General features: G+C 47.1%; 19 protein-coding genes. 5 read left to right on the forward strand and 14 right to left on the reverse strand.

Annotation, left to right across the window (positions count from 1 at the left end; translation table 11 throughout):
• Positions 1-151: 151 nt before the first annotated feature.
• Together ACFI32_RS14155 and ACFI32_RS14160 are read right to left on the reverse strand one after the other, a co-directional pair.
• Entirely contained in the window at positions 152-868 is a 717-nt protein-coding gene (locus tag ACFI32_RS14155; protein ID WP_462627263.1) for a FadR/GntR family transcriptional regulator, read from the reverse strand.
• A 101-nt stretch (positions 869-969) separates the two neighbouring features.
• Positions 970-2,703, reverse strand: coding sequence for an IlvD/Edd family dehydratase (locus tag ACFI32_RS14160; protein ID WP_462627264.1), 1,734 nt, complete (start codon positions 2,701-2,703; stop codon positions 970-972).
• A 216-nt stretch (positions 2,704-2,919) separates the two neighbouring features.
• On the opposite strand from ACFI32_RS14160, the gene ACFI32_RS14165 reads away from it, so the two are divergent.
• From ACFI32_RS14165 to ACFI32_RS14175, 3 genes are read left to right on the forward strand one after another with little or no spacing between them, the layout of a single operon-like run.
• Complete coding sequence (locus tag ACFI32_RS14165) at positions 2,920-4,227, forward strand: MFS transporter (protein ID WP_462627265.1); 1,308 nt, start codon at positions 2,920-2,922, stop codon at positions 4,225-4,227.
• 11 nt (positions 4,228-4,238) lie between these two features.
• On the forward strand, positions 4,239-5,237 hold the full coding sequence (araD1, locus tag ACFI32_RS14170) for an AraD1 family protein (RefSeq protein ID WP_462627266.1): 999 nt from the start codon (positions 4,239-4,241) through the stop codon (positions 5,235-5,237).
• 10 nt (positions 5,238-5,247) lie between these two features.
• Entirely contained in the window at positions 5,248-6,822 is a 1,575-nt protein-coding gene (locus tag ACFI32_RS14175) for an aldehyde dehydrogenase (NADP(+)) (RefSeq protein WP_462627267.1), read from the forward strand.
• Between the two features lie 114 nt (positions 6,823-6,936).
• Here ACFI32_RS14175 and ACFI32_RS14180 read toward each other — a convergent pair whose 3' ends face one another.
• Positions 6,937-7,233, reverse strand: coding sequence for a hypothetical protein (locus ACFI32_RS14180; protein ID WP_462627268.1), 297 nt, complete (start codon positions 7,231-7,233; stop codon positions 6,937-6,939).
• A gap of 336 nt (positions 7,234-7,569) precedes the next feature.
• Here ACFI32_RS14180 and ACFI32_RS14185 point away from each other — a divergent pair, with 336 nt between their 5' ends.
• Positions 7,570-8,352: a YdcF family protein gene (locus ACFI32_RS14185; protein ID WP_462627269.1), complete on the forward strand. Its 783-nt coding sequence runs from the start codon at positions 7,570-7,572 to the stop codon at positions 8,350-8,352.
• Between the two features lie 35 nt (positions 8,353-8,387).
• Here the strand turns inward: ACFI32_RS14185 and ACFI32_RS14190 are convergent, their stop codons facing one another.
• The 7 genes from ACFI32_RS14190 to rsmH all read right to left on the reverse strand — a co-directional run bounded on the left by ACFI32_RS14190 (position 8,388) and on the right by rsmH (position 17,762).
• Positions 8,388-9,329, reverse strand: coding sequence for a putative RNA methyltransferase (locus ACFI32_RS14190; protein WP_462627270.1), 942 nt, complete (start codon positions 9,327-9,329; stop codon positions 8,388-8,390).
• A gap of 121 nt (positions 9,330-9,450) precedes the next feature.
• Entirely contained in the window at positions 9,451-10,569 is a 1,119-nt protein-coding gene (gene mraY / locus ACFI32_RS14195) for a phospho-N-acetylmuramoyl-pentapeptide-transferase (RefSeq protein ID WP_462627271.1), read from the reverse strand.
• A gap of 3 nt (positions 10,570-10,572) precedes the next feature.
• Positions 10,573-12,012: a UDP-N-acetylmuramoyl-tripeptide--D-alanyl-D-alanine ligase gene (locus ACFI32_RS14200; protein ID WP_462627272.1), complete on the reverse strand. Its 1,440-nt coding sequence runs from the start codon at positions 12,010-12,012 to the stop codon at positions 10,573-10,575.
• A gap of 79 nt (positions 12,013-12,091) precedes the next feature.
• Positions 12,092-13,735 carry a UDP-N-acetylmuramoyl-L-alanyl-D-glutamate--2,6-diaminopimelate ligase gene (locus tag ACFI32_RS14205; RefSeq protein WP_462627274.1) on the reverse strand — a complete coding sequence of 548 codons (1,644 nt, stop codon included), beginning with the start codon at positions 13,733-13,735 and terminating at the stop codon, positions 12,092-12,094.
• A 103-nt stretch (positions 13,736-13,838) separates the two neighbouring features.
• The gene (locus tag ACFI32_RS14210; protein WP_462627275.1) at positions 13,839-15,944 is read right to left on the reverse strand and encodes a peptidoglycan D,D-transpeptidase FtsI family protein; all 2,106 of its coding nucleotides are present in this window, start codon (positions 15,942-15,944) and stop codon (positions 13,839-13,841) included.
• A complete protein-coding gene (gene ftsL, locus ACFI32_RS14215; RefSeq protein ID WP_462627276.1) occupies positions 15,944-16,426 on the reverse strand; it encodes a cell division protein FtsL in 483 nt (160 codons plus the stop codon). The genes ACFI32_RS14210 and ftsL overlap by 1 nt, the downstream gene beginning before the upstream one ends.
• Before the next feature lie 235 nt (positions 16,427-16,661).
• Positions 16,662-17,762 carry a 16S rRNA (cytosine(1402)-N(4))-methyltransferase RsmH gene (rsmH, locus tag ACFI32_RS14220; RefSeq protein ID WP_462627277.1) on the reverse strand — a complete coding sequence of 367 codons (1,101 nt, stop codon included), beginning with the start codon at positions 17,760-17,762 and terminating at the stop codon, positions 16,662-16,664.
• 207 nt (positions 17,763-17,969) lie between these two features.
• Between rsmH and gltX the strand changes: the two genes are divergently transcribed.
• Entirely contained in the window at positions 17,970-19,496 is a 1,527-nt protein-coding gene (gltX, locus tag ACFI32_RS14225; RefSeq protein WP_462627279.1) for a glutamate--tRNA ligase, read from the forward strand.
• Positions 19,497-19,643: 147 nt separating this feature from the next.
• Here gltX and alr read toward each other — a convergent pair whose 3' ends face one another.
• From alr to ACFI32_RS14245, 4 genes are all read right to left on the reverse strand, one after another.
• Entirely contained in the window at positions 19,644-20,954 is a 1,311-nt protein-coding gene (gene alr, locus ACFI32_RS14230) for an alanine racemase (protein ID WP_462627280.1), read from the reverse strand.
• A 332-nt stretch (positions 20,955-21,286) separates the two neighbouring features.
• Positions 21,287-22,687: a YjiH family protein gene (locus ACFI32_RS14235; RefSeq protein ID WP_462627281.1), complete on the reverse strand. Its 1,401-nt coding sequence runs from the start codon at positions 22,685-22,687 to the stop codon at positions 21,287-21,289.
• Between the two features lie 94 nt (positions 22,688-22,781).
• Positions 22,782-23,744, reverse strand: coding sequence for an arginase (locus tag ACFI32_RS14240; RefSeq protein ID WP_462627282.1), 963 nt, complete (start codon positions 23,742-23,744; stop codon positions 22,782-22,784).
• Between the two features lie 174 nt (positions 23,745-23,918).
• On the reverse strand, positions 23,919-24,995 hold the full coding sequence (locus ACFI32_RS14245) for an alanine/ornithine racemase family PLP-dependent enzyme (RefSeq protein WP_462627283.1): 1,077 nt from the start codon (positions 24,993-24,995) through the stop codon (positions 23,919-23,921).
• Positions 24,996-25,014: the final 19 nt, after the last annotated feature.

Below are 25,014 nucleotides of genomic sequence, written 5' to 3' on the forward strand. Positions count from 1 at the left end.
AAAATAGGACCACAAAATGGCTTTTTTTATAAAAGCCGCTATAAATAATCATAATTCTGCTTTATAGAAGCGAGATAAAAATAGCGCCTACATTGGGCGCTATTTTGTTACGACACTGCATACACATGCCACAAGCATAATAGAGGGCTAATTATTTTTTGATTAACGTGTAGGCCACATTGGTATCATCCAATTGTACTAAAGACGCCAGTCTGGCTGATAGCGGGTCTTTGTTTTCGATTGCCGTTAAGATCGCTTTATGTCTTGGTAAGGAATGCGTTTGTAAGTTAGGTCTTAGGCTGGTCAGCTTGATAGATTGTTGGAGCGGTAATACCAACATTTTTGACATATAAGCCAGTAGGTCGTTATGTGTGGCCTTTGCAATGGCAAGATGGAACGCTATATCAGGCTGCATAAACTCTTCTGCACTTGTCGCCTTCTCCATGCCATCGTACGCTTCTTGAATCTGTGCAATATCGTCATCAGTTGCGGTACTAGCAGCAATATAGGCCATTTCAGGCTCTAAAACACGTCTCACAGTCGATAGCGTTTTAAAAAAATCATTCTCTGGTGTGGATTGAATCAGCCAAAACAGCACATCCGGATCAAGCAAATGCCATTCATCCTTGGGACGCACAACCGTACCGACTTTGGGACGAGAGTACGTTAAGCCTTTGGAGTTCAGTACCCGTATCGCTTCACGACAGACAGGACGACTGACTTGAAATTCTTCACATAATTCAGCCGAGGAAGGCAGTTTTTCATTTTCAGGAAACTCACCAGAAATGATTTTTAGACCCAATTGTTGAACCATTGTTGCATGTTGGCTTTTGCTTGGAACAGGGTTCTTGTAGTCGGCAGTGCTCATATCTTATCGTTACTCATATTTGACACTAGTATGTTATAGAAGACCTTATCAATTAACAAGGTCTTCTATTTTACATAAACGAGTACCAATATTTGAGCAAACTAGTGCGAATGTCGGGGAACCTCAGAGCCGCGGCGACCAACCAAAAAGTCGAAATCGCATCCCTCATCTGCTTGCAGTACATGCTTGACATAGAGTTCACGATAGCCGCCGATAAAGTTGGGTGTGGGCGGTGCTGGCAAATTCGCTAAACGCTGCTGTAGCTCTTCATCGCTAACATCTAAATGCAATTTACCTGCGTAGGCATCAAGCTCAATAAAGTCACCATTTTGTACCGCAGCCAATGGTCCGCCTGCGCGAGCTTCTGGTGCTACATGGAGTACCACGCTGCCATACGCCGTACCACTCATACGCGCATCAGAGATTCGCAGCATGTCTGTAATCCCTTTTTCTAGCAGCTTGGGCGGCAGTCCCATATTGCCGACTTCAGCCATACCTGGGTATCCTTTAGGGCCTGCGTTTTTGAGTACCAAAATACAGGTTTCATCGACATCCAAATCTGGATCTACAATACGGGCTTTATAGTCGTCAAGGTCTTCAAATACCACAGCACGACCACGATGTTTCATCAGTTCCGCTGAGGCGGCAGATGGTTTGAGCACAGCGCCTTTTGGTGCTAGATTGCCATGTAAGATGCACATTCCGCCATCTGTACTCAGTGGATTGTCTACTTGACGGATAACCTCATCATTATAAATAGGCGAGCTTTGACAATTCTCCCAAATGCTTTGTCCGTTCGCCGTCAGTGCCTGCGGATGTGGCAGCAGATTGTGCTCACCCATACGGCGCAATACTGCAGGCAGACCGCCGCTATAATAAAACTCTTCCATCAAAAATCGTCCTGACGGTTGCAAATCCACAATGGTAGGCATGCCGCGACCAATACGATTCCAATCTTCTAGCTCTAAATCAACGCCAATACGCCCAGCAATGGCTTTTAAATGAATTACCGCATTGGTTGATCCACCAATGGCGGCGTTGACTTTGATCGCATTCTCAAATGCTTCTTTGGTTAAAATTTTAGACAACGTTAGATCTTCTTTGACCATATCAACGATACGCATACCTGATAAATGCGCTAGAACATAACGGCGTGAATCTACTGCTGGAATAGCAGCATTGTGTGGTAAAGACGTTCCTAGTGCTTCAGCCATGCAGGCCATCGTTGAGGCTGTGCCCATCGTATTACAGGTACCCGCTGAGCGCGACATGCCTGATTCTGCAGATAAAAACTCATTGAGATCAATCTTGCCAGCCTTCAGCTCTTCGTGCATTTGCCAGACAATGGTACCTGCGCCAATATCTTTTCCTTTATGTTTGCCATTTAGCATCGGCCCACCAGTGACGACAATGGCAGGAACATCACAACTGGCCGCCCCCATCAATAGCGCAGGTGTGGTTTTATCACAGCCTGTTAATAGCACAACCCCATCCATCGGGTTACCGCGAATCGCTTCTTCTACATCCATGCTCGCCAAATTACGCGTCAGCATCGCTGTTGGACGCAGGTTAGATTCGCCATTGGAAAAAACAGGGAATTCAACAGGATACCCACCCGCTTCTAAAATGCCTTTTTTGACATGCTCAGCAATTTTGCGGAAATGGGCGTTACAAGGGGTCAGTTCTGACCACGTATTACAAATACCGATAATGGGTCTACCATCAAACTCATGATCTGGAATGCCTTGATTTTTCATCCAGCTACGATACATAAATCCATTTTTATCCGCCGTTCCAAACCAAGCTGCCGAGCGTAGTGGCTTCTTCTTTGACATCTCTATATCCTTATATAGTATTACTATTTAAATAATAATAATCAAAATACACTAAAAACAATCTTTTTAAAAGGGTTTACATTTAAATAGTATTACTATATTTTAGTTAAAGCTTTTGTACATTATTTTAGTTATCGACTGATAACGCCCTTAACTACAGCTAATTTCTCTTTGGCATGATGCCTGAGAATTACCACATGGAACGTGGAGTCGGATATGGATTTCGAAAAGAACGTTATACGAACAGTGACCTACAGATTAATCCCTGCATTAATTCTGCTTTATGTGGTCGCTTATATTGATCGCGGTGCAGTCGGCTTTGCTCATCTACATATGGGCGCTGACGTTGGTATCGGTGACGCCGCTTACGGATTTGGCGCAGGTCTATTCTTTATTGGTTACTTCATGTTTGAAGTGCCAAGCAACTTACTATTAGCCAAGTTTGGGGCACGCAAATGGTTTACGCGCATTTTATTGACGTGGGGTTTGATCACCATGGCGATGGCGCTGATCCAAGGACCGAAGAGCTTTTATGCACTTAGGTTTTTACTTGGTGTTGCTGAAGCAGGGTTTTTTCCTGGTGTTCTGTATTTGATTACCCAATGGTTCCCTGTGCGTCACCGCGGCAAAATCATGGGCATGTTCGTGCTGTCGCAGCCGATTGCAATGGTTATTGCAGGGCCGTTATCTGGTGCTTTACTCGGTATGGACGGTATGGCCAACATGCACGGCTGGCAATGGCTCTTCATAGCCGTTGGCTTACCTGCTGTTCTTTTGGCGCTACCCACCTATTTGTATTTGCCAGATGATATTAAGACTGCCAACTGGTTAACGGCAGAGCAAAAGAATTGGCTACAAAATGAATTGGTTAAAGATGAGTCTGAATATAAGCAAACTCGCCACGCCAACCCTTTACATGCGCTAAAAGACAAACGTGTGTTACTCCTTGCACTGTATTACCTACCTGTCACCTTGAGCATTTATGGCTTAAATCTATGGCTACCCACGATTATCAAGCAGTTTGGTGGTGGTAGCGATCTGCGCGTTGGCTTCTTATCGAGTATTCCTTATCTGTTTGGTGTCGTCGGTTTATTAATTATTCCACGCAGTACGGACCGTTTAAATGATCGTTATGGGCATCTTGGTTTTCTTTATGCAGTAGGTGCTTTTGCTATGTTCTTAAGTGCTTGGCTCACCTCTCCTGTCCTGCAATTGGTTGCACTATCTGCCGTCGCGTTTTGCTTGTTTTCAACAACGGCTGTTTTTTGGACACTGCCAGGTCGCTTCCTAACAGGCAGTAGTGCGGCAGCTGGTATTGCCTTGATCAACTCAGTAGGTAACTTGGGCGGTTATTTGGGACCTTATGGCATTGGCTTACTAAAGGAATACACAGGCCATATGGCAGCAGGCTTATATTTTCTCTCTGTGGTGATGGTGTTTGGCTTGATTTTGACTTATTTCGTCTATGCCAAATTTGAAAAAAAGAAATCTAAAAAAACACCCGTCAGCGAACAAGCGTACTAAGGACATTAATCATGAATATTATTCAATTTGAAACCCAAGACCAGCAGCGCGCGGTTGGCATTGTCGACAACAATATCGTCAAACCAGTCAATCAGGTGGCAACAGTTCGAGACTTAGCATTGATGGCAATCGAAAACACACTGAGCCTAGAGCAACAAATCGAACAATTAGGCTTTGCCGCTGAGAACTATGACTACGCACAACTATTAGACAACTTACAGGTGCTTGCGCCTTTAGATCATCCAGATACCGCGCATTGTTTTGTCTCAGGGACGGGATTGACTCATTTAGGCTCTGCCGCCACTCGTGACAAAATGCACCAACAGAACGCGGCTGATACTGCCTCAGTGACCGACACCATGCGTATATTCCAATTAGGAATTGAAAAAGGTAAACCTGCTGACGGTGAGGTGGGCGCCCAACCTGAATGGTTCTATAAAGGCGATGGCTCTATTGTGGTTCGTCCTGGTGCAGATTTGCCAATGCCTAATTTTGCAGAGGATGGCGGCGAAGAACCTGAAATTGCAGGTTTGTATGTGATTGGTCCAGACTCAAAACCCTATCGAATTGGCTTTGCCATGGGCAATGAGTTTTCTGATCACATCATGGAACGTCGCAACTATTTATATCTTGCCCACTCCAAATTACGTTTTTGTAGTTATGGGCCAGAGCTACGCACGGGTGAGCTGCCAAAACACTTGGTCGGTACCAGTCGCCTGCGCCGTGATGGTGAGGTAATTTGGGAAAAAGAATTTCTATCAGGTGAAGACAATATGTGTCATAGCCTAACCAATCTTGAATACCACCATTTTAAATATCAACAATTCTTAAAACCAGGTGATGTACATATTCATTATTTTGGTACGGCGACGCTGTCATTTGCAGACGGTATGCAAACCCAAGTCGGTGACGAATTCGAGATTGAGATGAAAGAATTTGGTCATTCTTTAAAAAATAAGATTGCACATACTCAACCTGAACTATCCATTGGTTCAGTTAAAACACTCTGAGGAGAATACTATGGTTATTGGACATAATTTTATTGCAGGTCAACGCAGTGCGCAGGGCAGCAAAGTCTTACAAAGTATTAATGCCAGCACAGGAGAAGCGTTGGCTTATGAGTTTCATCAAGCGACTGAAGAAGAAGTCAACAAGGCCTGCGAAGCCGCCAGTGACGCCTTTAAAAGCTATCGTAATACGTCACCTGAACAGCGCGCGTTATTTCTAGAAGCGATTGCCGATGAACTCGATGCGCTAGGACAAGACTTTCTTGACGATATCTCGCAAGAGACCGCGCTACCGCTTGCGCGTTTACAAGGTGAGCGTGGTCGCACCAGTGGTCAAATGCGTTTATTCGCTAAAGTGCTCCGCCGCGGTGACTATTTAGGAGCGCGTATCGATACGGCGCTACCTGAGCGTGAGCCTATGCCGCGTGTAGATTTACGTCAGGTGAAGATAGGCGTGGGTCCGATTGCTGTGTTTGGGGCAAGTAACTTTCCTTTAGCTTTTTCGACAGCGGGCGGTGATACCGCCTCTGCGTTGGCGGCAGGGTGTCCTGTGATTGTCAAAGCCCATAGTGGTCATATGGTAACGGCGGATCAAGTCGCACAAGCGATCGATAGAGCGGTTGCGAGTACCAACATGCCTAAAGGCGTGTTTAGTATGGTTTATGGCAGTGGTGTCGGTGAAGCGCTGGTAAAACACCCCTTGATTCAAGCGGTTGGTTTTACAGGTTCGCTAAAAGGTGGTCAAGCCTTAAGTGCGATGGCAGCCGCTCGTCCCAATCCTATTCCAGTATTTGCAGAAATGAGTAGTATCAATCCTATGCTCATGCTGCCAGCTGCCCTAAAAAATCGCGGTGATAGCATTGCTCAAGACTTAGCGGATTCTGTCGTCATGGGCTGTGGACAATTTTGTACCAATCCTGGTTTAATCATTGGGATTAAGTCACCTGAATACAGTCAATTCATTGAAAAATTAACTGACATTATCGATGCCAAACCTGCACAGACCATGTTGAATGCTGGCACGTTAAAAAGCTACTCATCAGGTTTGGAAGATTTGATGACACATGAAGGGTTCCAGCATTTAGCAGGACAGCCTCAAAAGGGAGATCAAGCGCAGCCGCAACTGTTTAAAGCAGACGTAGAATTACTGCTGGCAGACAATCAGTTGCTACAAGAAGAGATTTTTGGTCCTACGACCATAGTCATTGAAGTCCAAGATAAAGCGCAGCTCATTCAAGCACTCAGTAGCATGAACGGCCAACTAACAGCCGCTTTGATCGCTGATGAAGCGGATTTTGCTGAATTCGCCGACGTGGTACCTGTGTTAGAAGAAAAGGCTGGACGCCTACTCTTAAACGGTTATCCAACAGGGGTAGAGGTTTGTGAGGCAATGGTACACGGCGGGCCTTATCCGGCAACGTCTGATGCGCGTGGCACGTCGGTCGGAACGCTGGCCATTGACCGTTATCTACGCCCTGTGTGTTATCAAAACTATCCCCAAAGCTTATTACCAGAAGCATTGAAGGATGAAAATCCGTTCAATATTTTGAGATTGGTTAACGGTGAGACAACTCGAAATAAAATTTAATATAAGAGATTAACAAAAAAAAGAGACCAATTAATGGTCTCTTTTTTTATTATATATACTGTTAAAAAATGACGCCCATTTGAGGCGCTATTTTCGGATAATCAGATATCATTTTTATGAGCGGTGTCTGTAATCGTTCTTACTTTGTTTATCGCTTTTATACTTGCTCTGGTATTTGTCTTGATGTGTTTCTTGTGCTTTATGCTTGGCAGCTACTACTTTTGCTTTTTGGTTTGATGCCTTTGCCTTATTTTTGGCAACTTTATGCTTATTATCTGCCTTGTTACCATTTTTTTGGTGTTGTATTTGAGACGCATGATGTTGTGAATAATTTGGTGCAGCATTGGCTTGACCAACCATCGACAAACAGGCAGTAGCCGCTAGAATCGAACTTACTATTATCTTTTTCATTGTTTTTCCCAATTTAATTCACATTGATGAATTATGATTAAAGATACCTAATGAAGTATCACGATAAAGCATCGCTTTATCGATAAAGAAAATGATAAATGGTTCTCACATTAAGTAGCTTTATGAAACTTGAAGAAAGGTTGCGATTGTTACCACTACTAAGCACATTCACACACTAGTAGAAATCTAAAGAATTGCACTATCGGCTAGTATTGGCTGGATCCACCAACCTCTATATTATGATTTTGCCTACCGTACAACTAATTTATAGCGATTAGCATCTGACAACTATACTCAGTACGACTCCTCTATCAGCGCTGACTGGATAAAAAATTTATGTTTGGGTTATTACGTATTGTATTAACAGTAATTGGGGCAATTCTCATCATCGACTGCGTTGCCTTGATGACCGTTGATAAATTTAACTTTGGTACAGTACTGCCTTTTTTAATAGGCGTCATTTTTATGGTACATGGGCTTGGCTGGCACATTATTCGTGCCAAGCTGGATAACAACCTATTGCTGCGCCGTGTGTGGTATGGACTGTGGGTATTGTTTACGCTCTGGCTGGCAAGCTTTGTGGTATTCGTCTATGTCTTGCAGCAGCAGATTGAGCGCGGCAAACAGCCGCTGCCGCCTGTGGCGGCGATGATTGTACTCGGTTCAGGGACAGTGGCAGGCAAGCCAAGCGCTACCTTGGCCAGTCGCTTAGATACCGCAGCGACGCTAGCCCAGCAGCAGCCGCAAGCACTTATCATCACCAGTGGCGGTATCGGACTGGGGCAGACTCGCAGCGAGGCCGATATCATGGCAACCTACTTACAGCAGACCCACGGTATACCGCCGAGTCGTATTTATCAAGAGGGCAAAAGCACCAGTACGGAAGAAAATCTGGCCTACAGTCAGCCTATCCTTGCCGCGCAAGGCATCGATAACAGCGCGCCGATTGCGATTGTCACCAGTGACTTTCATACCATTCGCGCCGCAGCGATTGCCACGCATCAAGGCTATCAGCAGCCCATTCCCCTTGCCAGCCCAACACCATTATCGATCCGCTATAACGCATGGTTTCGCGAGTATTTTGCCTTTGGTAGCGGCTGGCTGCTCCAAGAATATTGATACGCAAACGGTTTAACAGATACAGTAAAAGGCGCTTAGTTTTGCGCCTTTTTTTGTAGCACATAGAGCACGAACTTGGCGTCTGTGACAAAGGGCGCAGCGGCGGTACTGTCTAACAGTTGCTGCCGTTTTTCGCCATAGGCGCGGTAGGCATACGGGGTCATGGTCATCAAATCTGCCAAATCAGATGCCGATAAGCGCAGCTGACTGCTGACGGTATGAGTGCTCAGCAAGGTAAAATACGGCGCAAGCTCATGCAAAAACTTATCCGAATCGTGCTCACGCACATTGTCAAACAGCGCGGCGCGCATAGAGGCCAGATGCCCCGCATCGGGTTTGGCAATCAATAATAGGCCATCCGCCACCAAAACCCGCGCAAACGCCTCAGGCAAAATCGGACTAAAAATACTGCTGATACCGTGGATGCTCTCGGCTGCTAATGGTAGGTGGGCGGCGCTGGTGACCATTGGATAAATACTGGCTGCCGATGGTTTGTCTGAGAGCTGATACCACAACTGCCCTGCCATTTTGCTGGTCTTAGCCAACTCCATGACCGCAGGTTTGCTGATATCAGCGGCGATCAGCTTCGACGCACGCTTGTTATCATACTCATCTGTTTGGCTTAATACCTCTGCCATCGCTTGGGTGTAATAGCCTTCACCGCAGCCGATATCCAGCCAGTTGATGTCGGTATCTTGCGACAGCGGTGCGGTCATCTGCTCACGGATCAGCGCTTGCAAAGGCTGATAATGACCTGCCACCAAAAACCGCTGCCGCGCGGCTATTGAAGCAGCGCTATCACCGGGGGCTTTGGATTTTTTTTGTTGCACAGGTAGCAAGTTGACGTAGCCTTGACGCGCCACATCAAAGGGGTGCTGGGTATGCTTTGGGTTCAAACTACCATCGCAGCGCCACGTATCAGCAGCAGGCTGTAGTGGCGAATGACAAAGTGGACAGGTAAACAAGCGCACAAGCATCTCGGCATCTGATAAATATGCTGAGCATCTTAGCAAAAATCAGCAGCAGCAGGCGACAAAAAAGCCATTTTAGAACCCTCTAAAATGGCTTTTATTGGTGCTTGAGTATCATTGATTACAATCAGCGCAGTTTCAGCGTCATCAATCCCAAAATGACCAATAAAATAGCAATGATCCAAAAACGTGTGACCACTTGGGTCTCTTTCCAGCCAATCTCTTCAAAGTGATGGTGCAGCGGTGCCATGCGAAAAACGCGTTTTTTGCGCAGCTTATACGAGCCGACCTGTAGCATCACAGAGAGCGCTTCGGCGACAAACAGACCACCCATGATGGCAAAGGCAATCTCTTGACGGGTCATCACTGCAATCGTACCGAGCATCGCACCCAGTGCCAACGCGCCCACATCACCCATAAACACTTGCGCGGGATGGGCGTTAAACCATAAGAACCCAAGACCTGCCCCAATCATGGAGCCACATACGATAATGACCTCAGAGTTATAGGCAATATAAGGCACATGTAAATAATCCGCAAAGCGCACATCACCCGATACGTAGGCCATCGCACCCAATCCTGCGGCCACCATAACGACTGGCAAAATGGCCAAGCCGTCCAAGCCATCGGTTAAGTTGACCGCGTTTGACGCCCCATTGATCACAAAATAAGTAAAGATGATAAAGCCAATACCAAAGGGTACGGCAGAGAATGGGATCATCCAATCTTTAAACACGGGCAACAGCAAGTCCTGCATCTGCCGCGTGGTCTCGATATTGGGCTGCTGAGTGGCGATATAATATAGAGACGCCCCAACAAACAACGCACCCATCGATAACCAAAAATATTTTTTGCGGGCAATCAAACCCGTTGGATTTTTATATTTGATTTTAAGCCAATCATCCGCCCAGCCAACAGCGCCAAAGATGACCATTACCACGAGTAAAATCCACACATAAGGGTTACTCAGGCGCGCCCACAGCAGCGTCGAGACACCAATGGCAGTCAAAATCAGCACCCCGCCCATCGTTGGCGTACCTGTCTTGGACAAATGTGACTGCGGCCCATCATTACGAATCGCTTGACCGTACTTAAGATCACGCAAATGCTGAATCACGCGCTGACCAAAAAACATACTAAAGCCAAGCGCGGTCACCACTGCCAGTAGCGCTCGCAGCGTGAGTGAAGATACCGCAGAAAACGGCGTATAATACTGACCAAGCCAGCCAAACAACCAAACTAACACCGCCTACTCCTTTACTAGCGCATCAATAAGTGTTTCCATCGCCATGGAACGAGAGCCCTTGAACAACACGGTACAAGGGTGCGCTTGTTGCGCTTGTAAATACTGCTGCAAATAACGCAGCAAACTGTCTTTGTCTGCAAAAGCATGGGCACTGGTGGAGCCAATTTCTTCTGCTCCGATCACGGTATATTTGGCATATTCACCCACGCAGAGCAGCACATCAATCTCTATTGAGGCGATGGTGCGGCCCAAACTTTGGTGCTCACTGACGGCGGCATCACCAAGCTCAGCAATGTCGCCCAGTACCATGACTTGGGTACCTGTTTGCGCCGCCAGTACTTTGGTAGCGGCGCGTACCGAATGCGGGTTGGCATTGTAGGTGTCATCAATCAAGCGGTGCATGCCCAGCAGCTGACTGTTCAGGCGACCTTTGGCAGGACGCGCGTTTTCAAGCCCTGTGACGATATCATTAACATCAATACTGAGCGCATGGGCGCAGGCAGCTGCGGCCAATGCGTTATTGACATTGTGCTCCCCTGCTAAGGGCAAGCTGATATCATGCACTTGGGTGCCGATATGCAGTTTGAACTCACTACGCTCAGGCTCCACATCCAAATGACTGGCACTGACATCGGTATTACCAAAACCAATGACATTGGCAGTATATTGCTCAGCAATGCGGCGCAGCTGATTGGTAAAGTCATCTTTGTCAGGCACGATGGCAAACTGGCTGCTGTTTAAGGTGTGATAAATCTCCGCCTTGGTTTGGCAAATGCCTTCACGGCTACCAAACTCGCCCAGATGCGCCGTACCAATGTTCAAAATACAGGCCACATCGGGACGGACAATCTCCGTGGTATAAGCAATCTCACCGAGATGGTTAGCGCCCAGCTCTAAAATGGCATAGCGATGATGGTCTGAGAGCTCAAGCAGCATCATGGGCACGCCCAAGTCGTTATTGAGATTGCCACGGGTGATGAGTGTCGGTGCAAGGCGACCAAAAATACTGCCCAGCATCTCTTTGCAGGTGGTTTTGCCACTTGAGCCAGTGATGGCAATGACCGTCACGTTTGGATGCTGCTGACGGCGATACGCAGCCAGCTGACCCAGTGCCAGCCGTGTGTCACTGACCACCAGTTGCGGGATATTGGTCGAAATCGGACGCGACACGATAGCAGCCACCGCGCCCCTACTCGCCGCGACGTTGATATAGTCATGACCATCAAAGTTGTCACCGCTCAGTGCCAAAAATATATCGCCCGTTTTGATGGTGCGCGTGTCGGTGGCGATACGATGACTGGTGACCGCCGCGCGGGCTTCAGGTGCGCCCGCCTGCTCTACTTGCCAATGACCGCTCAGCGCTGCTGTCGCTGCCTGCAAGTTATCCGCTTGCCAAACATAGAGTCCCTGCGACTGTATGGTGTTGTTATTGTCAGCTGTCATAGTGATTACCTTATCGTATGTACCTTATATATCGTGGCTGGGTAGGAGTGACGGTGTGCTTGGGTTGTCGTTAGCGTCGTTATTCGCTGCGGCGGGCTTCAGTGAGCGCCTGCTGTAGCACCACGCCATCATCAAAGTCATGACGCACGCCGCAGATTTCTTGGTAGGTTTCATGCCCTTTGCCTGCGATGACCACAATGTCATCCGCGCTGGCATGATTGACGGCATAAGCAATCGCTTGCTGGCGCGCAGGCTCAATGTGGGTACGCTGATATTGCTCAGTCGTCATGCCTACTTGCATGTCTTGCAAAATGCGGTTGGGATCTTCGCTGCGTGGGTTGTCCGCAGTCAAAATCACCTGATCGGCTCCTGCCAAACCAGCCTGCGCCATTAACGGCCGTTTGCCCGTGTCGCGGTCGCCGCCGCAGCCAAATACCGCCCACAACTGGCCCTTACAATGCGCTTTTAGGCTGCTCAGCACTTGGGTCAACGCATCGGGCGTATGGGCATAATCGACGATAAAACAGCCATCACGAGAAGGCACGCGCTGCATGCGCCCAATCGCGCCTTGCAAGCGAGGCACCAAGGTTGGCATACGCGTCATATCAATGTCTAACGCAGCGGCGGCGGCTACTGCGGCGAGCAAGTTGGCCACATTAAAGTGACCAAGTAGCGGGCTATGCAGCGGTGTGGTCTGCTCAGCATCATGACCATGATCCTGATCTTGATGCGTGCTGCGCAGTGTGATGTCCACCCCTTGCAAACTGGGGGCAATCTGTACCGCGCTGAATGTCGCGGCTTGAGTGTCATCGAGGCTATAGGTCCACACAATCAGACCGCTGGCATGTGCTGTCTCTAGCATCACCGAGGCATAAGCGTCATCTCTATTGATGATCGCGTGCGTCAAGGTTGGGAAATGGGCGCGGTCAAACAGCTTGGCCTTTGCCGCTGCATATTCTGCCATATCGGCATGATAGTCCAAGTGATCACGGCTTAGATTGGTATATACTGCTACTTTGATCGGCACACCTTGCAAACGCTGTTGGTCAAGGCCGTGTGAGCTGGCTTCTAGCGCCAAAAGTTCAGCGCCCTCACTACCCATATGATGCAAAAACTGCTGCACTGCCAAAGCATCGCCTGTGGTGTGACTTGCCTGCATCAATGCGCCAAGTTTGCCATTACCTGCCGTGCCCATTACCGCGCTACTCATACCCGCCAGCTGAGTCAGCTGCGCCACCAGTTGACTGATGGTGGTCTTACCGTTCGTACCGGTAACGGCGACCACAGTTGGTAGCGTCACTGGCTGCAGGTGTTGCAACTGCGCTTGGATCAAGCTGCCCAAAAAGTCGCGAATATGCGGCACATAAAGTACGGGGCACGGCAGATCAGATATATCAGCTACATCGTCAGATGCCGTCTGCGCAAATAACGCGCTTGGGTCAATTTCTGTGAGCACAAATGCAGCCTGCGCCGCCGCTTGATGCAAATAAGCGCGGCTTTTTGCAAATGCTTCCTCTGCGCGCTGGCTTTTTAATAGTACAAATGCTTCACCCGCTCCAATATAACGGCTGTCCAAACAAAACGCCGTAAAGGGTATCTGTGCGGCTGCGTCATGGCGTTGTATAAGCTCAGCCAAATACGGCGTGAGTGCTATCTGACCCGTATGGGTGTCAAAAAGCTGCTGCAAGGTGGTACAGGGCTTAGCAGATACAGGCGTGGACATAAGCAACTCCTCAAGGAAGAACAGAATAAAAACAGCCAAGCTGGCAGTCATTAGACGCATCAAACGCAATAAGCCGTGCGAGGCGAGCACGGCTTGGTGGTGATTATTTGGTCTGTAGCGGTTTATCTAAGGGCACATTATACAAGCGCATTGCCTCTTTCATCACATTGTGAAACACAGGCGCAGCGGTCAAGCCAGCATAGTGCAGGCCGCGTGGGTCTTCAATCAATATCACCCCAACCAAACGCGGGTTGGACGCAGGGACAATGCCGGCAAAGACATTGCGGTATTGGTCGGTATAATAGCCGCCATCGGGATTGATACGACGTGAAGTACCCGTTTTACCCGCCACGCGATAACCATCAATAGCCGCTGCGGTTGCCGTGCCGCCCGGCGCGGTTACCGTCTCTAGCATATTAACGATTGATAACGCTTGATCGTTGGCCATAATGCGCTTGCCAGCTGGCGCGTTGTCCGTCTTAACCAAGGTTAGTGGATGCATCACACCGCCTGCGGCCAGTGCTGAGTATGCTTGGGCAATCTGCGCCAATGTCACTTGTAGACCATAGCCATAACTGACCGTCGCGCGGCGCGAGGTTTCTTTTTCTTTTGGCGTGGTGACCAGACCACTACTCTCACCCGGCAGTTGCAGGGAGGTTTTTGAACCAAAGCCAAAGCGACGCTGCATATCACTGATCGCTTCAGGTGGTAGTGACAACGCAATTTTAGTGGAAGCCACGTTACTGGATTTTTGTAATAAAGTTGACAAATTAATAATGCCCAAGTTGTCATGATCGCGAATGGTATACCCGCGAACCCGAATATAGCCTGGGTTGGTATCAATCAACGAGCTGGTCGTATATTGACCCGAGCTGAGCGCCGTTGCCACGGTAAATGGCTTCATTACCGAACCCGGCTCAAACACATCGAGTACCGCACGGTTGCGCTGGTTTTCACCCGTCATCTCATTGAGGTTGTTGGAGTTAAATGAAGGCCATGTCGATAGCGCCAATACATCCCCTGTTTGGACATCAACCACCATACCTGTCGCCCAGCGCGCTTCTTGCAAACGTCCTGCTTTTTCTAATTCTTTATAAAGTAGATACTGCAGGCGCGAGTCGATAGTCAGTGCCACATCTTGACCCGCTACTTCAGGCTCAAGCTGCTTAATTTCTTTAAGACTGTTTTGCTTGGCATCTTTTAGGATGAGTACTTGACCATCTTGACCTGCCAAGGTTGTTTCATATTGGCGCTCAATGCCTGCACGGCCTTCATAGCCGCCTTCAGGATCGTTGGAATTTTGTCCCATAAAGCCCAGCAACTGCGAGTTGGGCTGCGGCTGCGGATAGTAGCGCTGAAAGAAGTTTTTTTCATAAACTGCCGGAAACTCAAGGGCGCTGACGCTTTGGGCAATCTCAGGTGTGACTTTGTTGAGCAGTAAAAAATAATGCGAGCCTGCTCCTGATGGCAGCGCGGCTTTGACGGCCTCTGCATCGGTGACATCAAGGCTATCGTCGATAGCGACGGCCTTTTTAAGATCATCAACCGATACGTTGGCAGCCGCTGCCAGACGGGTTAAATCCATCTCATCGATACGTTTTTGCATGCGCGCTTGCAACTGTGGATGATCAGGGTTAGTGAGGATAATGCGCTTTAGCTCATAGTATTCACGCGCATAATCATGCGGACTAAATGACACCGTCGCCAGTGGCGCACTGACTGCCAGTGGCAGGTTATTACGATCAGTGATCATCCCGCGATATGACTTTTGGGTACGTACACCCGTAATCAGCTCATCGCCTTTATTTTGGTAAAACTGAGCATTGGCCACTTGCAAATAGTAAGCACGGCTAATGAGTAGCGCCAGCACCATCAAGGCCAGCCCCCAAATGGTGCGAAAACGGTTTTTATCGCTCTCAAAGCCGCCGCGCACAGATGCACCTGACGCTTTATTAAAAGCAATTTTTTTGCGGTTTTTGACGCTGGTATACGCGCCTTGGTCTTTATTTTTGCGAAAACGACCTGTCAGTTTACTAGAGCGGCTCTTTAAGCTGTCTTTGGCGGGGGTGTTGTCCGTTTTTGCCTTCGTGTTACGGCGACCGCGTGTCGCTTTGGCCGTGCTTGGGCGGCGTTGCGGTTTGGGCGCTTTATCAGTTGCTTTACCTGTGGCTGATGGTTTGCCACCTTTGGTGGGTTTTTTATCACTCATCAGTTACCCTCCGCGCTGCTGTCATCTACCGTCACGTCAGTATCTCCAATGGTTTTTGGTTCGTCCGCTTCCTCTTTTGTGACCGCATCTTCTGGCACCACAGGCGTGGCTTCTGCCGCCCCCGGCTGAATGATCCATTTGTCTTTGAGCGTTGGGCTATACATGCCCAGTTCTGCCACTGCGCGGCTGGCAATTTGCGGCGTGGCGCTAAAGGTTTGCTGCTCGATCAATAAGCGCTGACGCTCTATTTGTAGCTTACGCTCTTGTTTTTTCATGTCTTGCAAGGTTTTGTAGTCCTGATGATATTGCTGTACTGACTCTGCCGTTTTGATGCCAGTCCACACGATGGCCGCCGCCAAAATCAGGAGCATCATCACATAGATACTCACCACATAAAAACGGCGTACGAACAGCTGCCCCACATCGATGGATGTTGGCGAGGCGGTGGAGTGACGGTTGGTCGGTTTGCCAGATATTGCCATGACGATCTCAAAAAAGTGAATACAAATACAAATGACGAATAAAAATACAGACCGTTGCCGCGCCTATGATCGTGCAGCTTATCATGGACACCATTTATGGCCCTTATGCTATAAAACAACACCGACGCAGCGGCGAGCCTAGCAGACAATCTTTACAGCTTTTTAACAGTGGCGTAGAGGTTCGTACGTTTATGACCATTTATCGCCAAAAACCACCATCAAACCACTGATCAAGCTAACCCTCTATCAAAGACTGATCATCGGTGTCGCTACGCGTGGCACTGCGCAGCCATGCACTACGTGCCCGTGGGTTGTGACTGACCTCTGCCTTGCTCGGCGCGGTACGTTTGGGTTTGCCAAAATAACGCGGACGCTTCGGCGGCATTGGCAGTTGCTCATCTTCTGGATACTGACCCTTACTATGGCGCTGCAAAAACTGCTTGATGCGGCGATCTTCAAGCGAATGAAAGCTGATAACCGCCAGCTGCCCGCCTGCTTTGAGCACTGGGATGCTTTGCGCCAAAAAGCTGTCCACATCGCCCAGCTCATTATTGATAAAAATACGCATCGCCTGAAAACTTTGTGTGGCAGGGTGTTTGCCTTTTTGCCAGTTCGGATGCGCCACTTTGATCACCTCTGCCAGCTCAAGCGTGGATTTATAGCTGTCCATCTGCTTGATGGCGCGAGCAATACGGCGACTGTGCCGCTCTTCGCCAAACTCATAGAGCACATCGGCCAAAGTATCGGCATCGACATGCTCAAGCCACTCGGCCACAGACTCGCCGCGCGAGGTATCCATGCGCATGTCCACCGCCCCATCACGCATAAAGCTAAAGCCGCGGCTGCCATCATCAATCTGCGGTGAGGAGACGCCCAAATCGGCCATCAACCCATCAACCTGCGTGATGCCCATAGCCGCCAGACTGTCCGTCAAGGTCGCAAAGCTATCATGCACCACATGCACACGGCTGTCCGTGCTTGCCAGCGCTTGCGCCACGCTGATCGCCGTCGGGTCTTTATCAAAGACAATCAAACGCGCATCAGCGGCCAAGTGGGTCAACAGCAGGCGGCTGTGACCGCCGCGACCAAAAGTGGCATCGACATAAATGCCGTGCGCGTTAAGCGGCGTATCACCTGCAACAGTACTCGGTAATGCCTTTACGCCCAGTACCGCCGCGACCGTCTCTTGCAGCAGCACCGCATCGTGCACAAAGCCTGATACCTCGGGCGTTTGCGGCGGCTGTTTTTGGTTCTGGCTCGTCGGGGTAAGGGCTGCGGACATATCGGCGCCATCTGCGGCAGAGGGGAAAGGGGCTTTAGAATTTGATGAGGACACAAACAACTCAATAAATGACGACCACTCGGGCCAATAATTAGATGAAAATAAACAAGTTATGACTTATCCAGCATTATTATCGCAAGGATACATCTGTAGTCAAGCGCCAACTGGTGTTTTCAACAAAAATATTGCTCATCCCTGTTATACTAACGCCCATATGACCGTTAATCCTCCTTTCATCCATGAGGTTATGTTGAGAATATTATGAATCAAACGACTACCCCAACGACCCAGCGTCCTGTACGTACCCGTATCGCCCCCTCACCCACTGGTTTTCCGCATGTCGGCACCGCCTATATCGCGCTGTTTAACTTAGCCTTTGCCAAATCGCACGGCGGCGAGTTTATTTTGCGTATCGAAGACACTGACCAAACGCGCTCGACCGCGCAATCTGAACAGATGATCTTAGATGCTCTGCGCTGGGTGGGACTCGACTGGAGCGAAGGCCCTGACGTCGGTGGCCCACATGCGCCGTATCGCCAAAGCGAGCGCGCGGACATCTACAAACAACATGCTGAGCAATTACTTGATGCCGGTCATGCCTTCCGCTGCTTTTGTACCCCAGAAGAGCTGGACGCCATGCGCGCTGCCCAAATGGCCAATGGCGAAACCCCGCGCTATGATGGGCGCTATGCCAACTTGTCACGTGAAGAATCGGACAAGCTCGTCGCTGATGGCAAGCCGTACGTGATTCGTATGCGTGTGCCTGCCGAAGGCACGTGTCAGGTACATGACATGCTGCGCGGCACGGTTGAGATTCCATGGGCGCAAGTCGATATGCAAGTGCTGCTCAAAACTGACGGTCTGCCTACCTACCATCTCGCCAATGTCGTTGATGACCATTTAATGGAAATCACTCACGTCATGCGCGGCGAAGAATGGCTCAACTCAGCGCCGAAGCATCAGCTACTGTATGACTATTTTGGTTGGGAGATGCCGACTCTATGCCATATGCCGCTACTGCGTAACCCTGATAAATCCAAGCTGTCTAAGCGCAAAAACCCCACCTCCATCACCTATTACCGTGATGCAGGCGTCTTGCCAGAAGCACTGCTCAACTACCTAGGGCGTATGGGCTACTCCATGCCTGATGAAGCTGAGCAGTTTACCTTAGATGAGATGATCTCAAGCTTTGATATTCAGCGCGTATCGCTTGGCGGGCCGATTTTTGATACCGAAAAACTGAGCTGGCTCAACGCCGAATGGCTACGCGCATTGACGCCTGAGCAGCTCAAAAACAAAATCCTTGAGTGGGCCAGCGACAGCGACAAGCTGACCGCCATTGCTGCGGCGATTCAGCCACGTATTGAGCTATTGTCTGATGCGGTGAATTGGGGTGGTTTTTATTTCCAAAACCTACCTGAGATTACCAGTGACGACTTTGCGCACAAATCATTGACCCCTGAGCAAATCATCGAGATGTTGCAACTGGCCTTGTGGCAGCTTGAAACCTTACCTGTCTGGTCGGAAGAAAACATCTACGCCACGCTAAAAGGTCTTGCCGCACATCTGGACATCAAAATGCGTGACTTTATGGCGCCGTTCTTTATCGCCATCGCGGGCAGCACCTCATCGACGCCTGTTATGAACTCAATGGCGATTATCGGTGCGGATATGACGCTGACTCGCTTGCGCCATGCGGTTGACGTGCTCGGTGGTCTGGGCAAAAAGAAACTGAAAAAGTTAGAGAAACAAGCGGCGGAGCTGCCTGATTTTTTAGCGGCTGAGTAATTGTTAATACTTATTTTCTAAATAGGTGTAACAAAAAAGGGATTTTGCAGTGGCAGAATCCCTTTTTATATATATGAAGGCAGTATAGCTGATGTTTCATCAACTGTCATATTCGATGACATGCTCTAATTAAAATTTAAGACATGGTTAAGGCATGGTTGCTGTGGGTGTTTTTAAAAACTTAGGATTGGCATTGCCCCAATTGGCATATATCTCGGTAAATAAGGTATCCACAATTTCTTCCACCTCATTTTGAGTCACTTCCACGTTGCCTTGTTTACCAAAAATAACCACCTCATCGCCCGATTTAATGTCTGGATAATCAGTTACATCCACCATCGTGGTATTCATCGATATTTTGCCTACCGCCGGTACTTTATGCCCATTGATAAGTACGTGCCCTTTATTGGTAAAGGTACGACGATAGCCATCAGAATAACCAAATGGCAAGTTTGCCAAATAGCTGTTGCGCGTTAATTTATAAGTGCGGTCATAGCCAACCGTTGAGCCTTTGGGATAATAATTAACGCTTGCAACTCGGCTTTTAAAACTCATGATAAATTTAAAATCTTCACGCTCAAAATACGGCTCGCCAAATAATATTGCCCCTGGGCGCACCATATCAAACCAGCCCTCCGGCACATTTAAGGACACAAACGAGTTGGCGGCGTGAATGGTCAAGTTGTCTCTGTCTAAATTAGCGGCTTTTATTAACCAGTCGGTTTGCTGTTTAAAAGTTGTTAGCCCTTTTAGCACATCTTCGCGATCTTCTTCGGGGAAGTGAGTCATAATGCCAACAATGTCAAGGTTACTCATCTTGGTTATCGCGATAGCATCTTGCTGCAAACGGTTAACGTTAAGATCAATACCGTTACGATCCATGCCGCCAGCGTTTAATGCCATATGAAACTTAATGTTTTTACCAGCTTTTTTAGCAAGCTCATTGGCAATTTTTGCTTGTTTTAGGCTGCCAATTAATTCTTCAACGCCATATTGCATGGCGTCTTTGATTTCAGCATTGGTAGCGGCGCGCACACGCATGATGCGCCCTTTATAGCCATGGCTGCGAGCAATGCGAATCTCTTCATTACTGGAAATGCCGATACAGGGCACATTGTGCTGCATAACGGTGGGCATTAAGTTGTTAATACCAAACCCGTAAGCATCTGCCTTTAATATGGCGCAAATCTCAGCCTGCCCATTTAAGTGGTGGCGCATTGCCTCAATGTTGTCGCCATAAGCGCCAGCGTCCACCTCAAGCCAAGCGTTAGCATTGTCGATATTAAGCGCGCGAGTATTTTGAGAATTATATATATGATTGGTACTGGTATGTGGATAATCACCGATATAAGTTAACGCTGGTGCGGCGTGGGCAAAAGTGGAAGGCACGACTACCCCGTAGGCAACTGCGACAATGGCAAGCGATAAAAAACTGGATTTAGTATTAAATGTGGTCATCATCATCCTTGATTATTGATTGATAAATTAATTAACTGATAAAAAAAACTACAATGGTACTTATTTAGTTTAACGCAGTGGTTATAAATTCAAAGGTAAAGTATTTTTATTGATACATCAGATATTAAAAAACATAAGAACCGACTATCAAACTACCAGTGTTTCTCCATTAGGCACTGACGAGCCTATCATACCGGAGAGAGCAGTTGTATTTTCAAAACGATAGTCTTATGAGTAGCTTGATGCTAATAGCAAAAAACGTCTTGATAGGTGGTTTTTACTGCTGATTTTTTTGTTTAAACGTAATGTATTCAGTTTTTAGAAAATCCCATTTAAAAAATCATATGCGCACACAAGGCAATGATCGGCAGTGAAATAATCGTTCTTAATAAAAAGATGATCAGTAGCTGAAAAAAGCTAACAGGGATTTTAGTCCCCAAAATTAAGCCGCCCACTTCCGACATATAAATCAGTTGAGAAACTGACAAGCAAGCGATGACGAACCGTGTTAACTCTGATTCTATTGATGAGCCGATAATAGCGGGCAAAAACATATCGGCAAAACCAACCATAATCGTTTTTGACATTTCTGCAGCAAACGGGATATTCAATAGCTCTAAGAGTGGAATAAACGGCATACCTAAATAATCAAATACGGGCGTTTTTTCTGCGACAATCAACCCTAACGTCCCGATTGCCATGACGACAGGAAGTATTCCTATCCACATGTCCAAGATATTTTTTAACCCATCGTTCAAGAACGTCAAAAAACTGGGACTCTTGTCTGCTTTTTGAACCGCTTTATGTAAACCATAGTTGAATAGCGTTTTGCCTTCGGGAATAACTTCACAATCTACCTCATCATTCTTTGTGACATACGTATCTTCAATTTTAGACAAAGGGAATAACTTTGGTACGATGAGCGCACAAACAATACCGCATAACGCAACCACGCCAATCATGTTGATAAAGTAACTTTCTAGCTTGACTTGGGAGATCACAACCAAGCAGAAGGTAACCGAAACGGCTGAAAAACTCGTTGCAATGACTGCCGCTTCTCTTTTGGTATAAAACCCACTTTGCAATTGTTTATCCGTTAGTAAGACGCCAATAGTGCCATCACCCAGCCATGAGGCCAAACAATCGACAGAAGATCTGCCGGGCAAACCAAATAAAGGTCTCATCACTTTCGTGCATAAAACCCCGACAAACTCTAATAAGCCAAAATCAAGTAATAACGGCAGTAATAATCCTGCTAAAAAGAACACAATAAAAAGTATGGGCATGAGCTCGTATAATAATAGACCACCAATACTGTCTGAATATATGGTCTCAAACCCAAATGTAAAATACGTCACAACAGCAAAAAACGCACCAAGTATTCTAAGCATCAGCCAAGATGTTTTGACGTTCAGTAAGTTATTCAAAAAGTGATTGTTTAAAATAAATGCAGGTTTCATAATTTTGGTATACAAACTACCAATCACTGTAATCATGATTGAGGTGACAACGAGCATTGGCAAAAAGTCACTCATATAACCCTGTATATAATCCTTTAGCACAGCAATAGGAATGGTAAATCCTTCTGCATAGCTGACAAACTTACCATCGACATAGGGGATGGGAAATATAAAGACGATCAACCCTATCATAGAAGGTATAAAGAACTTTAAAAACTGCTTCATACTGATGCTACTAACATCTTGATTTGAATAATTAGCTTTAACATCCATGTTATTTTTGCTCCCAGTCCTTTTTTAACCAACCTAAAAAATTTATATAATATTTTTTAGGTTGGATTTTTTAACTCATTTTTGATATTTCATACTAGTAATTATTTAAAAGAGAGTGCGTCACCTTTTCTAAGATTTTAAAGATGCGATCTGAATCATCTTGTGAGTTGTTATACAGCGGGTTGATTTCTGCCATCTCCCAGCAGCACACTTTTTCATTTTTAATCAGTTCAATGTTCAGCTGCATGGCTTGCTCGTATGACAACCCGTTGCGCGCAGGCGTTCCCGTACCTGGCACATATAAGGGATCAACGCTGTCCACATCGAACGACACGTAGATATGATCGCAGTATTCGAGCTTTTTGAAGATTTCTTCAACCGTTGCGCTGATGCCTTTTTTGGTGATTTCGGCGACGCTGTATAGCGGGATTTTATGGCGTTTGATGAGATCCATCTCTTCTTGCTGATAATCGCGAACCGCGCAGAAGACAATGTTTTCAGGCTTAATAGAGGGCGCGTCCGAGACCATATGTTTTAGGCGTTCCCAATACGCCTTTTCCTCTTCAGTGATATTATGGCGTTTGCATTCTAGATTATCGATGGCACACGCCATAGCGAGTGGCATGCCATGCATATTGCCCGAGCCGCTGGTATATGGCGAATGAATGTCCGCATGTGCATCGATATATATCACCCCGATTTCGGCATCAGGATGCGCCATTTTTAGACCGTGCATCGTGCCTGCACAGCTTGAATGGTCACCTGCAATAACGATGGGAAACTTTTTTTCGTCTCTGATGTCTTTGATTTTGTGGGCAAGCTTGGCAATGACAGGCTCAATCACATCGGCGTATTTGGCGTGTTCAAAGCGCGACTCGCCGCCTTCTTCGATATAGTCATTTTTGATACGGTCAAATTGCAACGTTTCATAGTATTCTGCACTGATGGCTTTTGATGAATCGCGCAGGGCATCGATACCGAGCGACGCGCCTTTTTTGTGTCCTGCGACATCCGAATACACTTCGACGATGCGTACATTTTTTGCTAGATCGTTCATGGTTTTTCTCCTTACTTAATGAAAACCTTACTTAATAAAAATTTGTGTGATTTCATTTGTTGAAATAAATATCTCAGTGCTTACAAAATACAGTTATATGTATCGTTCATGGGTATAAAGCATTGATTAATACTGTCAATATTCAAAGCTATAGCACATGATTTTTTAGTAAGACTAAGCGGTAAGCTTCTCTTTTCGGATATAGGGTGAAGTCATTGCCTGTAATAAAGATGAGTAACGAATACTAAACGCTACGATATCTCCCACTTTGATATCAACATCTTGCACATCCAATATCACGTGGTCACTACTGCCCCCAAGAATGCGTATACGCTCATCTATCGGCTCAACATCTTCTATCACAATGTCTTGCCTGCCAATAGCAACAATAGCGCGGCTATGTTGACCAAAGTCTTCAAATACAACGTTATGACCAAACGCATTTTTACCTTGTTTACCTTGCGGCATTGATGATTTTACCTTGACCTCAATCACTTCAGCTTCCAGCTTAAATACATCGCTGTACATACCTAGAATAGGATGTCCCGATGCTGTGTCGTTACCCAGCAACAACGACTCACCCAGACGTAGCTGATTGATGCCTTTTGGTAAATCATGTTCAAACATCAGTGACAATGTGCTGGAGTTACCTCCCGAAAGCACCATGAGGTCGTGCTCCAACTCATTAGCAATGTTTGTTTTAATCTCAACTAAGCGCTCCATTTTTTCGCGTGTAGGCAAAACACCACTATAACAAGCCAAGTTCGTTCCAATTCCCAACCACTGCAGATGGTCCTGTTGCAAAATAAAACGTCCCATTGCTAATACATCATCGGGCAATATCCCTTCGCGTAAATCACCCAGCTCTACCATCAAAATAATACTGTGCTTGACTCCTACTGCTTTGGCACTCTCTTGTAATTTTAATAAGGTCTCAGTTTCTGATACCAAACTGATATCTGCGTACTCAATCACTTCAGGTACTTCATAGATACTTGGTAAGCGCAATAGCAGCGTTTTGCACGATGCCGCCACTTCTTTAATAACTTTGATATTCTCTATTCTCGAATCAGCTATTTCTGATACCCCTTCATCGATCAACACGCGGATAATATCGGGGTGGGCACAGATACCCTTGGTCACGGGTATCCATTTGATAGGATGCTCATAAGTATTGAATAGATTATTCAAAAAATGCACATTGGCACGGAGCTTTTTTTCGCTCCACAGCAATCTTGGATATCTTTTCACCGCAATCACCTCATATTTT

Source organism: Psychrobacter sp. PSi21, from assembly GCF_054960615.1.

Excerpts from the sequence above, each read along its gene's own strand:
- ACFI32_RS14155 (WP_462627263.1), bottom strand. The coding sequence starts at position 868 with ATGAGCACTGCCGACTACAAGAACCCTGTTCCAAGCAAAAGCCAACAT.
- ACFI32_RS14160 (WP_462627264.1), bottom strand. The coding sequence starts at position 2,703 with ATGTCAAAGAAGAAGCCACTACGCTCGGCAGCTTGGTTTGGAACGGCG.
- ACFI32_RS14165 (WP_462627265.1), top strand. The coding sequence starts at position 2,920 with ATGGATTTCGAAAAGAACGTTATACGAACAGTGACCTACAGATTAATC.
- araD1 (WP_462627266.1), top strand. The coding sequence starts at position 4,239 with ATGAATATTATTCAATTTGAAACCCAAGACCAGCAGCGCGCGGTTGGC.
- ACFI32_RS14175 (WP_462627267.1), top strand. The coding sequence starts at position 5,248 with ATGGTTATTGGACATAATTTTATTGCAGGTCAACGCAGTGCGCAGGGC.
- ACFI32_RS14180 (WP_462627268.1), bottom strand. The coding sequence starts at position 7,233 with ATGAAAAAGATAATAGTAAGTTCGATTCTAGCGGCTACTGCCTGTTTG.
- ACFI32_RS14185 (WP_462627269.1), top strand. The coding sequence starts at position 7,570 with ATGTTTGGGTTATTACGTATTGTATTAACAGTAATTGGGGCAATTCTC.
- ACFI32_RS14190 (WP_462627270.1), bottom strand. The coding sequence starts at position 9,329 with ATGCTTGTGCGCTTGTTTACCTGTCCACTTTGTCATTCGCCACTACAG.
- ACFI32_RS14200 (WP_462627272.1), bottom strand. The coding sequence starts at position 12,012 with ATGACAGCTGACAATAACAACACCATACAGTCGCAGGGACTCTATGTT.
- ACFI32_RS14205 (WP_462627274.1), bottom strand. The coding sequence starts at position 13,735 with ATGTCCACGCCTGTATCTGCTAAGCCCTGTACCACCTTGCAGCAGCTT.
- ACFI32_RS14210 (WP_462627275.1), bottom strand. The coding sequence starts at position 15,944 with ATGAGTGATAAAAAACCCACCAAAGGTGGCAAACCATCAGCCACAGGT.
- ftsL (WP_462627276.1), bottom strand. The coding sequence starts at position 16,426 with ATGGCAATATCTGGCAAACCGACCAACCGTCACTCCACCGCCTCGCCA.
- gltX (WP_462627279.1), top strand. The coding sequence starts at position 17,970 with ATGAATCAAACGACTACCCCAACGACCCAGCGTCCTGTACGTACCCGT.
- alr (WP_462627280.1), bottom strand. The coding sequence starts at position 20,954 with ATGACCACATTTAATACTAAATCCAGTTTTTTATCGCTTGCCATTGTC.
- ACFI32_RS14235 (WP_462627281.1), bottom strand. The coding sequence starts at position 22,687 with ATGGATGTTAAAGCTAATTATTCAAATCAAGATGTTAGTAGCATCAGT.
- ACFI32_RS14240 (WP_462627282.1), bottom strand. The coding sequence starts at position 23,744 with ATGAACGATCTAGCAAAAAATGTACGCATCGTCGAAGTGTATTCGGAT.